The sequence below is a fragment of the candidate division KSB1 bacterium genome (genome assembly GCA_022562085.1).
GTDB lineage: Bacteria > Zhuqueibacterota > Zhuqueibacteria > Oceanimicrobiales > Oceanimicrobiaceae > Oceanimicrobium.
In genome coordinates, this window is the sequence record JADFPY010000116.1 from 1 (window position 1) to 11,915 (window position 11,915).

Sequence of the window (11,915 nt, forward strand, 5' to 3'; positions counted from 1 at the left end):
GTTCAAAAAGATTTTGGGCCTTGCTTTTATCGCCATCAGACAGAACTTTCTTTGCTTCTTCTAACAGGTTTTTTGATTCAGTCGGAATGTTTTCTTCCAGCCAACTGCGGACTTGCGCTTCCGGTAAAGCGCCGACAAAGTCAGCAATCACTTTGCCGTCGGAAAACATTTTAACTGCCGGAATCCCGCTGATCCCATGTTCTGCCGACAGTTCCTGATATTCGTCTGTATTCACTTTTACCAACTTCCAGGTACCGCTGGCCTCGCCAGCCAGGTTCTCTAAGACCGGTGTCAGCATTTTACACGGCCCGCACCATTCCGCCCAAAAGTCAACCACGATCGCTGTGGTTTTGCTCGCTTCGATAACATCTTTTTGAAAGTCGAGGGTGACGTTTTCCATTCAGCTAATCCTTAAATTTAAAAATCATTTTGAATTCGAAATATGAAAACGCTCAATGAATCCATTTAGTTCCGAATGAGGCTGCGGTAAAGGGGTTAAAATTTGTTAAAAGAATTTTGCTTTCTTTTTGTAAATTTTTTTCATACTTTTTTTGAAAGAGACTTATTCATCTTCTTCCCGAATCCACCCGGTCAGCCCAAAATCATTGAGGTTTCAAGATGCGGGAGACTGTTTTAACCGCCCTGATAATTTTCTTCTCACTTTCCAGTTTGACTTCCAGCTTAAGTATCGCCCAATCGAAATTCGGCAATTACCACGAGAGAGGCAAAGATAAACTTGCGTCCGGGGATTGGCAGACAGCGCTTGAAATATGGTTCGAGGGCAAACAACATTTGGAGGAGCGAGGCGAGTCGGATCCGAGAATCGCGCTTTCATTCATCGAACTTGCGACTGACAGACAGGCCGAACAATACTATGAAAAAGCAAGTAATTTGTACTACTGGGGGATTTCACAGAATAGTTTAGAAAATTTTAAAAAAGACTTCGAAAAAGAGGTCGAAAGAATCTCCCCGATTCTCAAAAAGACAGAATACGAGGATTGGAAAAGTGATCTAAAAAAAGGATGGCCAGGGCTGCCGGCGAAAATCAAAACATTTTGGCTTGAAAAGGATCCGGATCCGACAACTGTCTTAAACGAAAGGCTCATAGAACACTGGGAGCGAATTGCTTACGCGCGCAAAAACTTTAAAAAGAACAAAAATACAATCTATGATACCGACGACCGGGGGTTAATTTATGTTAAATATGGAGAGCCGGAGAACAAACGCGAAGTCATCCTAGGTGATAACTCCGCAGAAATTTATAATGTTGCCTGGGAGTATAATATCTCTCCCCGAGAAAAGGGAGAATTTAGAGTAGCGATTGAGAACTATCTAAATTATCCGGATTGTGAAGTGTGGGCTTATCGTTTATTGAATTTACAGGAACCGATTATTTACCTGTTTGGGAGAGATGAAGGGAATGGTCCTTTCGGTTTGAGAACCAGCATTGAAGAATTCATTCCGGAACGTGCCTTTAGGGGAACGAACCGATGGGGAGTGGTTCCTGGCGCAGTCCTTCAATTGCTTTATTATAGCGAGCTCAGTTCTTTCGATATGTCTTTTTCGAGCCGGGTCAATGAACTTGATGAGAATCTGGCTCTCGCTACAAGACCATTCAAATCGAGCGCATTTTCCAATCGCAGTATCGCTAAGGGCCTGCATATTAAATTCAGGGTGGTAGATGCAGATAGTCCTGCAAAAAGAAACGCGCCAAAGGAGCAGTTCGACCCTGAGAAATATATTACATCCATCCCCTTGGTTTCGAATCGAACACGTTTTTTGGATAAAAGAAACAAGCCAATTCTGGTATTTATGGCTTTCGCATTTCCTCCTCAAGCCGTTAAAACCGACCCGTTGAAAATAATGCAAAGCGATGCCCTGCCGGATTATAAATTAAGTTTCAGTCTGCAATTGCGGGACGCTGATATGAAAATAACAGATCAAGTTTTCGCTCAGCCGATTGCTGACTTCGATAACACCGGTTTCTTCAAGATACCGCATAACGACACCCAGGTACATTACACACTTGCTGCGGTGGCATCCGGTTCTGAGGACGACAGCCTGACGCAAAATCTCCCAAAAGTTGGGAAAGTATTCTTCGAAAAAATTGACCTGCTAAATTCCGATCCGGAAAAGCTCGAAGTCAGCGATCTCGTGATTGGAGTCGAACCGTCCAATTTGCCCAATGCCGAGATGCTGCCCTTCCCGGTTGTCCAAACCGACAAAATCTGGCAGGGAGATGTGCTTCAAGTCTATTTGGAAGTTTATCATTTAAAAATTGATGAAAAAGGTTTTGGACACTTTAAACTGGACAGCAGGATTATCAGACTGAAGAAAAAAGGGAAGAAATTTGAACGTCGGGAACTGGTGGCCACTTCATTTGAATTCAACTCAACCGGCAGCACCGTGAAGGAAGATTTCAGAATTTCTATGGCTAATTATAATCCGGGTAATTATGAATTGGAAGTCGAAATTTCGGATAAGATTTCTGGGGAAAAGAAGAAAAGAGTAGCAGCATTTGAGATTAAAGAAAAAATCACAAGTTCGATGAAGTAGAGAAATAAAATGTTGGAATTAGTACTTTGGCGTGAGATATTAAATAGGGATACCAATTGGCAAACATAAGTTTGCAGTGCTGACAGCAGATTCAGTTTTGATAGATACATTATTGGTTGTTTCAGGCGAAATGTATCTAAACGTTGATACAGAAACCGGTAAGATTTTAATTCGGTAACTCACCGCGTCAAAGCCGGGGCATGCAGCACAAAGCCGCTCTTTTCCATCCGGTAGTGCTTCCGTAAATTAATCAAATTGGCCGGCATAACCGCAGTAAAACCAAACCGGCGGCGGATTTCATCCATCGCTGATTCCAGATCTTCACTGCGAGTGCGTTCATGAAACAGCTCGCCCTGCCAGTTTTTGCATTTAATTTTCGAAACCGCCAACCCCACGCGGTGCACCCGCAGCCGTCGAAAAGGAGTCTCCTGCAAAAGGGTCTCGACCATCCCGTGAATAATTCCGGTGCTGTCGGTTAGTTGCGACAGACTGCGTGCTTTTTTAAAACGCCGGTTGCCGGAATAATCGATTTTAATTGAAACGGTCTGTCCCACCAGTTCCTCTTCACGCATTTTTTTACCGATGCGTTCGGTGAGATAGCGCAGCACTTCATGCACCAGATCGAAGTCGCTCACATCTTCTTCAAAACCGGTTTCTCTGCTAATCTGTTTTGGAATCTTGCGCTGATTTACTTCGCGGGAGTCAATACCGTTGGCAAACTCCCAGAACTTTTCGCCGTTGGCGCCAAACAGTTGAATGAGCAGCAGCTTCGGAATCGCAGCCAGCTGGCCGATTTGAAAAATGCCTAACTGATGTAGCCGCTCTCTCGCCACCCGTCCGATGCCCGGCAGCTCTTCAACCGGCAAAGGATGTAGAAAGTCGAGTTCTTTGCCGGGCGCCACGCTGGAAACACCATTTGGTTTGTTTTGGCCCGAAGCGATCCGGGCAATGAATTTCGAAGTGCCAATCCCGCATGAAACTGTAATTTTAACGGCCCGGTAAACCCGCGCTTGAATTTCCCGCGCGATGTCTTCGCAAGAACGCTTATGAAGTTTTAAGGTACCGGTTAAATCCAAATAAGCGTCATCCAGCGAAGTCATTTCGATGGCAGGCGTAAACTGGTAGTAGATATCTTGCATGGCCCGGGAGACGGCCTGGTAGTGTTCAAAATTACCTTTGAGAAATGTGGCGTGCGGTACCAGGCGTTTCGCCTGGCCTAAAGGCATACCGGTGTGTACCCCGAGTTTGCGGGCTTCGTAGCTGGCGGTGTGCACCACCCCGCGCTGGTCCGCCGTCCCGCCGACGATGACCGGTTTGTTGCGCAGCGACGGCGCAAACCCTTGTTCCACCGATGCGAAGAAGGCGTCGGCATCGATGTGGAGAATGAGTTTCGAGTTTGAAGTTTCGGGTCCCGGGTTACGAGTTGAGAGTTGCGAGTTCCGGGTTTCGGATTGCAGGAGACTCATTTAAATTTCTTTCCTTTCATATCAGTCTCGCGGAGATAGTTCATGAGTCCACCAATGAGACTGCCAATCTCAATTGAAATCGCAGACAGGGTTTCAAATGTATTCTTGTTAATATAGCCTCGATCAAAAGCAACATAAAGTTGCGCTCTTACTTCGCCACTCGAGCCCTTTGCAACGGCGAGAAATTCCCGGTTCCCATCTCTTCTCGAATCCTTCAGCTATATTACTCATAATCGAAACACTTGCTCTTCGAATTTGATCACGTAAGCCGAAATCTTTTGTAAAGGCACCTTGATTCGAAACCGTGTAAACCTCCCGTGTAAGTTCACGAGCTTTCTGCCAGCTCTCGATCTCCTCAAAACTTTTAAAAGTAGGCATATTTTTCCTCCTTTAAACTCGAAACCAGTAATTCGAAACTCTTTAGTGTACTAATATACACCATAATATAGCACTTTGAAAATTTTTTGCAAGAAATATTTTTCTAGGAAGGAATTAAGGAAAAACAGATGATAGAAGAGAAGAGCGAAAAGCGTAGAGCGAGAAGCGAATTTTATCTAATCGCTTCTCGCTCACACGCTCTTTCGGGGTCTTGCTATTTCATGGATGTCTCCATTTCGCCCGGAATATTTTTCACGTATTTCTCCAGCCAATTGGACATTTCCCAGAGCATATGCATAATAGACTCGCGTGCCCGGTAGCCGTGGCTTTCATGCGGCAGCATCACCAGCCGGGCCTTACCGCCATGCCCTTTGACAGCATTAAAAAAGCGCTCGCTCTGCATGGGGAACGTTCCCGAATTGTTATCCACCTTGCCGTGAATCAGCAGGATCGGTTCATTTACTTTCTCGGCGTGCATAAAAGGCGACATCTTGAAATAGACTTCTGGAGCTTCCCAAAAAGTCCTCTGCTCAGACTGAAATCCAAATGGTGTGAGACTTCGATTATACGCTCCGCTGCGGGCAATGCCGGCAGCAAATAGATCGGAATGCGCCAACAAATTCGCAGTCATAAAAGCGCCATACGAATGCCCGCCGATGGCAATTCGATTTCGATCCGTGACTCCGCGGCGAACCACTTCGTCAATAGCAGCCTTTGCACTCGCAACGAGCTGTGTAACATAAGTGTCATTGGGTTCCTGATCGCCTTCGCCAATAATTGGCATGGTCGCGGCGTCGAGTACGGCATAGCCTAACGCTGTCCAAAGCACTCTCGACCACCCGGTAATTCGATCAAAACGATGTGGCGAACTTGTCACTTGAGCCGCTGCCGCGGCGCTTTTAAACTCACGTGGATAGGCCCACATCAGCATCGGTAAAGGTCCGTCTTCAATTTTGTAATCCGGAGGCAAATAAAGTGTGGCGGTCAGTTTAACGCCATCTTCACGGTCGTAACGAATTTGCTCTTTTTGCACATTTGCGAGTTGAGGCGTGGGGTGAGGAAAGTCCGTGATTTGCTCAAGCTTGTTCTTTTGTAAATTGCGAACAAAATAATTCGGAGGCTCCGTTTTTGATTCCCTCCGGGTCAACACTTTACGCTTTTCAGCGTCAACAAAGTTAACGACGCGCTCATAAAATGGTGCTTCAGAGCGCCACAGGCGTTTGGTTTTTTTAGTCGCAAAATTGAATTCATCCAAAAACGGCCGGTCCCCTTCAGGGGAAGCGCCATCGCCGGCCAGATATAAAACCTTGCCGTTGGTTACTAAAACTGAGTGACCGTGGCTATTTGTCTTCGAGAGCGGTTCACCCGGATCATTATACCTGTCCTGGTAGGAATAATCGAATAATAAATCCGGCTCGGTTGTAGAGGCATCAGGTTTGATTCTCCAGGTCCTTACCCTGCGATTTTGCCACCACCACTCATAAGCTAATGCAAGGTCGCCGGTGCCCCAATCGATACCGCGGTACCGTAGTTCCAAGGACACAAGTTTTTGAGGCGCTGCTAAAAAAGGAGCCTTTAAGGTATAAACAATATCACGAACTTCCGCTTCTTGCTTAGGATTTCCGCCATCCTGGGCTTCCACCCAATAGAGGGTTGCATTAGTATCCGAGCGCCAGTCAAACGAACGAGGCCCGGTCGGGACAGCGTTACGGCCAATCGGCACTTCCTCGGCCAAAGGCAGATCGGCAATCTGTTTTACAACGTTGCCCTTCATATCCCAGATTTCAACCTGATATGGGAAACGACGTACCGGAACCAGATAAGAGAGCGGGCGATGAAGGGTCTCAACCAAAATATATTTACCGTCGGGAGAAGGTTCGGCACGCTTGATTAGACCTGAAGAGCCCAAAGGGGTGGTTTTGCCGTCGAGATTTACCTGAACTGCTTGAGCATTTAAATAATATTCGAACAATGCTTCATCATGGGTATCCTTCAGGAGATCCTGGTAAGTACGCGCAGCTGCTTTTCTACCGGTTGTTTCCTGCATGACCGGGCCAACGGGAACAGTTGGTGCAACTGGCGGCTCACCACGATCATCCGGAACAATTCTGCATATTAAAGTCCGGTTATCTGAAACCCAGTGAAATGGGGTGCGGTAAGCGCTATTTACTCTTAATGAAATCAGCTTGCGCGCCTTTCTTGAAGCAACGTTTGCAACCCACAAGTTCTGACCATTTTCTTCGACGGCCAAAAAAGCGATATGCTTGCCGTCGGGCGACCATTCGACATAACGGATACGGGCCCCTTCGGGAAGGCCGGTAATCGGTACTTCTTCACCACCGGAAATCTTTTTTAGCTTCAAAGCTGAAAAATATCTACTACGGCTTGGTCCGTTGGTTTTCGGATTGATTCGCAGACCGGCGATGCGAAGTTCAGGCTGTGCTAATTCGGAAATGGATGGCAAACTCGGCCTTTCTAAAATCAACATCCAGGTGTTTGTCGGGTCGATGTCTACAGATGGCGTAGAAGGCGCATCCACTAAATCGGCTATCACTTTTGCCGGCATTTGATAGGTTTGCTCAGACGTGTCTTGAGCAAGCATTGGCGCTTTACTTAGACAAAAGACTCCCAAAATCATGATGAAAATAACTCTGAACTCACCCATTCTAATAGAGTGCATTAAAGAATTCAACATGGCGGACTCCTGTTATTTTGTTGTTTAGTTGGAGAGTTGAAATATGTCAAATAATTTTATATTTGTCAAGGGATTCGTAGAGCGAGGAGTGTAAAGCGATGAGCGAAAGCGCAATCAGGGTTCGTCTTGCGCTTCCACCCCTTCGAAAGGGACTATTATAAATTGTAAGTTACCGGCACCCAGTTTTTAGTCTTGCAGGAGGACTTTGGGCAAATAAAAGTTGGTTCATTTAAATATGGAATGAGGTTTCGTTGAAATTGGGTTTTGCATTTTCCGCAAATTATAAAAACTGCCTCAGGGGAGACTTCAAAATAAGAGGGCACAACTGCATTCTTTCGGGCTGCTTTGCGCTGCCACCCGCGGCGTTTTTGTGAGCTTCGGCCGAACATATTTGAATAATCGACATCTATTTATGCGAACTCCAATTTCCGTGGGATAATAAAAAAGGCACAGTCCGAAAAACTGTGCCTCTGTATCTCCCTTCAGGATCATTTAGACAGGCAACCGTCCCCTGTAGGAGTAGCTATCAGCCACCAAGGGGAAAGGTGATGCCGGCCATAATCTGGATGCCCTTGGTCTTGATTTCAGTGTCGTCAGACGAGTCATCATTAATGTCCGATAGACCAAGGGAGTAACGCCCTTCGACAAAAACGGTGTTATTGCCCATTGGCAAGCTCACCCCACCGCCGAAAGCAAGTCCGAAGTCGATGCTCTTGACGTCATCTTTGACGTCTTCATCTTCCGCTTTGGCGCTAAGCAAGAACCCGACAGTTGGACCAGCCATAACATAGGGCTTGGTATCGCTGCTACCAAAGGCAAACTTGAGCATCGCTGGCACCTCGATATAGGATATCTTGAATTCGGTTTCAAGAGTGAATCCTTGCTCTGAGAATTTTAGTTTTGCGCCTTTCTGGAGAAACATTGGCTCCAACTGCAATGCTAAAGTTTCACCCATGCCAAAACTCAAGATACCGCCTATTCCAAAAGCGGTGCGGTTGGAAAGATCCACCCCGTCGTCTGGGTCAACACTCAAATTTGCCAGGTTTAAGCCGCCAATCACACCAAAATTGACTTGTGCGGTGGCAGGTAGAACAGTAATTAGTGTGAACAACGCCCCCACTAAAACACTCATTTTTTTCATGATAACCTCCTATGAAAAATTTGTGAGCCAACGGCATGATTTGATTATGAAAATACAGATTGCCGTTTTTCTGTATTCGATGTTACTAACTAATAACTTAATCACCTCCTTTCGAAATTTATTAGAATATCCCGATTTTTAGTAAGAACTATTCCAGCATCGTTTGCACCGGCTCTTCCGGTCTGGCTTCAAGTTTGTTGCGCTCAATTAAACGCACACAAGTATTCCAGCGCAAGATTGGGTCATCGTTTCCGGAGGGTCTCATCTTTTCGGCTTTTTCGAAATGCTCCATGGCGTCACGCAGCCATTCATAGGCGAGATAATTTCCGCCCGGAATACTTTGATTGAGGGTCGCTTTGCCCTGGCGTTCGCAGATAATTCCGGCGTAATATTCGCGATCATATTCCTCTTTCAAGCGCGGGAGTAATTGACGCGCGTCATTTGGATCAACAGATCTGCCCTTGCCGAATTGATCCGTAACTGCCAGCAAGAGAATGACGATTGTCTTTTGATTATCAGCATCCACCTCAAGAATATCCAGACAGATACTTTCCGCCAAACGCGGCTCATTCAGCAGTCGGTATCGTTCTGCTTTTTCGATGGCTGCCGGGATACCTTTTTCTGATAAAGGTTTGAGTTCAAACATGAGTCTCTCCTGGTCGTAATGTTAACCTAATTTATTAATGATAAAATTTTGTTGTTCGTTTTTGAGGTTATTTGTATTTTTTCGAGTTTCGCAGCTTAGAAACTCCATAAAATAAACCCAGTTACAAATGTGCCAAGAATCGCGCTGCCATAACAAAGAACCGCAATCAGTTCATTTAAATGTTTGACTTGTAAGCCATCGTAAAGTGTGAACCGGAATCGATGCGCCCAGTGCAGAAGAGAGAGAGAAATAAGAGCAAAGAGGAATAGACGTGTCAGCGGATGTTTTACCAGAGTCAATAAGTCTTCGTAGGCAGGCGGCTCGATCCAGCCAAGGGGTATCGCGAGACCAGTCAAAAAAAGCAGCACAGGTATAGAGATTGCAGAGATTGCCCCCCCGGCGCCAAACAACCCCCACCAAAAAGGATCAATGTTCTTTTTCATAAATGACTCCTTAGTCAGCTATCAGCTTTCAGCTAAAACAGACGGCTGACCGCTGAGAGCTATTAGCTGATAGCTTAAATTGTCAGTATCATCCACATAATCGCCGCGGAAAAAACCACCCAGGCGGCATAGTTTGAGCCAGCGATCAGCGCATCCGGGATACGTTTTTTCCCGAGGCGAAAGACCAAAGCTTTCGGTGCGAGATTGAACCAGGTGATACTGTGGAAAAGCACAAACAAAAGAGCAACACCATGCAAAACGATTGAAACCGGAGTTTTAAGCCAGGTTAGGAAATTCGCATAAGCCTCCGGCCCTTGCGCCAAAGCGCGAATTTGTAACAGCAAAACAACTACATAAAACGCCACGGCTAAACTCGTCAGCTCCCTCAGAATAAATTTGGTGTAGGCCCATTTCTGCATCCACCAGAAAATGGGAATGCGCTTTCGGTACCACTTGGGGTGGTATTTAGTGTAATTGGGATTGTTAGCCATGTAATCTTTTCTCCAAATGATATCTGAGGATTGAGGATGGAAGATAGAGGATAGAAAAAAACATCCATTCTCGATCCTCCATTCTCGATCTCAAGTTTCTATTTAGCTCCCCACGGCATCAACAAAGACTTCCACCAGTTCGCGGTCCCAGCCACTTTGAAGCGCTGAATCGCACCGGCCGGATCGACGTCTTTCGGGCACACTGCGGAGCATTCTCCCACTAAGGTGCACTCGAAAATGCCATCGTCCTCGGATAGTATCTCAAGTCTCTGCTGGTTTCCTTGATCCCGGTTGTCTAAATTGTAGCGCTGCGCAATGGCTATGGCCGCCGGGCCAATGAAAGTCGGTTCCAGGCCGTAGACCGGACAGGCTGAGTAACATAACATACAATTGATGCACATGCTGAATTGCTTGTAGTCCTCAAGCTCGACAGGAGTCTGCAAGTACTCCCCCTCAGACAACGGCTTCTCTTCCTCGCGCACGATCCAGGGCTGTACCCGTTTTAATTTCTCCATAAAATCGGTCATCTCGATGACCAGATCCCGAACCACGGGAAAATTGTCCAGAGGCTCAACCCGGATGGGCCCCGGCAAATATTTTTCCAGGAAAGTCGCGCAAGTCAGCACCGGGGTGCCGTTGACCATCATGCCGCAACTGCCGCAAACGCCCATGCGGCAAGACCAGCGGTACGACAAGGTGCCGTCGATATTGTCTTTGATGTAATTTATCGCATCGAGGATGACCCAATCTTTGCGAAACGGCACTTCGTAGCTTTGGAAAACCGGCTCTGCTTCTTCTTCCGGGCGATAGCGTGAAACTTCTAGTGTGATGTTTGTTGGCATAAGACCTCTTTGGATATTATTGCATATTATTTACTTTGCTACGCACTAAATTTACCTGTTTAACGACGCAAATCAGGCGCGCTTGACGCAAGACTCTGGAGATGCACAAAGTCTCGAATCTTCATTAAAGCAGAATCACGCAACTGAAGCGCGTCGGCTGAATTTGCTTTTGTTAGGCCAAGGGGCCAAGGTGGTGTTCAGCACGGCCTAAAGGCTCGTGCCACACAAGTTCTTTTTCATTTCATGTCAAGGGCACCCGGCGTGAATTTTATTGTTATACGATTTTCTCTATTCAAGACAAAATCTACTAAAAAGAAACAATTTCATGATGACAATACTGTAACTCTTTTTACAGTATTTTGATTTATAAGTTCTACTGTTTTCTTGGTTTGGATTTTAATCCAGGAGTCACTTATTGCAATAACTTCACCTTTTATACAATCAGTCCATCCCGGCACTACACCTAGATATACTTTTACTTTTTTACTTTGTAAATCTTGTAGCATGAGTTTTCTCCATTTCAATCACGTTTCTCAAAACGACCGCTCAATTTGTCCTCTCCAATATCACCGTACAACAAGTCTGAGCCTCCCGTAACCGTATAACGGCCTGGCGCTCAGTTGCGGCGGTGCATGTGCACGGTGTCTGCGAGACGAAAATTAACTTTGAAAAAGCAAAAAACTAACCAAAAAAGCACGCGCCCCGCCGTCAACTGCAGTGCCGTGTTAGGCGTCATTTCAGGGTACTAAAACTTGAACCGACTCCAATATAGCTACTTACCTGTCAATGTCTTTTCAGTAATCGTAAAAACGATCCAATCCCCTTCAACTTTTTGCTTGTACTCCAGTCCCAGATAATTTGCTATTGTTTCCCAAACTTTCCCAAAACAAGCATCCACTTCTTCATTTGTAACACCAGTTCTGGCATAGGCTTTGACGGTAGCTTCCCCGTATCTATTCATTCTTCCTTCAACCGACGTTTTAGACTCACTCAAGATTTCCATACGGAAATTTTTGTCTGGTTGCAGATTCCGATACATCCCTTGTATGAATGGCGATATGCCCTTTCCCTTGGCTCCCTCCCAGCTAGGAGTAAATGTTTCGCCAATAAATTTGCCGTAGTCTTCTGCTGTCTTTCCCATGGACTTGGTGTAAGCAATGCTAGAAGTAATAAAAGCAGCAAGATTGCTAACTGTGCGGTCCAACTTTTGTTCAAGGTACAGTTCAGGCAACTCAATTTTTTGATCTGTCTTTTCTT

At 45.8% G+C, this 11,915-nt stretch carries 11 protein-coding genes and 1 pseudogene; 1 reads left to right on the plus strand and 11 read right to left on the minus strand.

What is annotated here, in order from left to right; all coding sequences use genetic code 11:
* The coding region (trxA, locus tag IH879_11280; protein MCH7675517.1) for a thioredoxin at window positions 1–400 on the minus strand (400 nt) is incomplete at its 3' end.
* A gap of 218 nt (window positions 401–618) precedes the next feature.
* Between trxA and IH879_11285 the strand changes: the two genes are divergently transcribed.
* On the plus strand, window positions 619–2,556 hold the full coding sequence (locus IH879_11285; GenBank protein ID MCH7675518.1) for a GWxTD domain-containing protein: 1,938 nt from the start codon (window positions 619–621) through the stop codon (window positions 2,554–2,556).
* A gap of 179 nt (window positions 2,557–2,735) precedes the next feature.
* Here the strand turns inward: IH879_11285 and dinB are convergent, their stop codons facing one another.
* The 10 genes and pseudogenes from dinB to IH879_11335 form a co-directional block, all read right to left on the minus strand.
* Entirely contained in the window at window positions 2,736–4,022 is a 1,287-nt protein-coding gene (gene dinB / locus IH879_11290) for a DNA polymerase IV (GenBank protein ID MCH7675519.1), read from the minus strand.
* A pseudogene (locus tag IH879_11295) lies at window positions 4,019–4,400 on the minus strand (four helix bundle protein). Before IH879_11295 ends, dinB begins: the two are co-directional and overlap by 4 nt.
* 214 nt (window positions 4,401–4,614) lie before the next feature.
* Window positions 4,615–7,095, minus strand: coding sequence for a prolyl oligopeptidase family serine peptidase (locus tag IH879_11300; protein MCH7675520.1), 2,481 nt, complete (start codon window positions 7,093–7,095; stop codon window positions 4,615–4,617).
* Between the two features lie 526 nt (window positions 7,096–7,621).
* Window positions 7,622–8,227 (minus strand): PorT family protein, encoded by a 606-nt coding sequence (locus IH879_11305; protein MCH7675521.1) that lies wholly within the window; start codon window positions 8,225–8,227, stop codon window positions 7,622–7,624.
* A gap of 157 nt (window positions 8,228–8,384) precedes the next feature.
* Window positions 8,385–8,882: a hypothetical protein gene (locus IH879_11310; protein MCH7675522.1), complete on the minus strand. Its 498-nt coding sequence runs from the start codon at window positions 8,880–8,882 to the stop codon at window positions 8,385–8,387.
* A gap of 95 nt (window positions 8,883–8,977) precedes the next feature.
* A complete protein-coding gene (locus tag IH879_11315) occupies window positions 8,978–9,325 on the minus strand; it encodes a fumarate reductase subunit D (protein MCH7675523.1) in 348 nt (115 codons plus the stop codon).
* 74 nt (window positions 9,326–9,399) lie between these two features.
* Complete coding sequence (locus tag IH879_11320) at window positions 9,400–9,816, minus strand: fumarate reductase subunit C (protein MCH7675524.1); 417 nt, start codon at window positions 9,814–9,816, stop codon at window positions 9,400–9,402.
* Between the two features lie 98 nt (window positions 9,817–9,914).
* Window positions 9,915–10,658 (minus strand): succinate dehydrogenase/fumarate reductase iron-sulfur subunit, encoded by a 744-nt coding sequence (locus tag IH879_11325; GenBank protein ID MCH7675525.1) that lies wholly within the window; start codon window positions 10,656–10,658, stop codon window positions 9,915–9,917.
* Window positions 10,659–10,981: 323 nt separating this feature from the next.
* Window positions 10,982–11,164, minus strand: coding sequence for a hypothetical protein (locus IH879_11330; protein MCH7675526.1), 183 nt, complete (start codon window positions 11,162–11,164; stop codon window positions 10,982–10,984).
* A gap of 266 nt (window positions 11,165–11,430) precedes the next feature.
* A complete protein-coding gene (locus IH879_11335; protein MCH7675527.1) occupies window positions 11,431–11,889 on the minus strand; it encodes a hypothetical protein in 459 nt (152 codons plus the stop codon).
* Window positions 11,890–11,915: the final 26 nt, after the last annotated feature.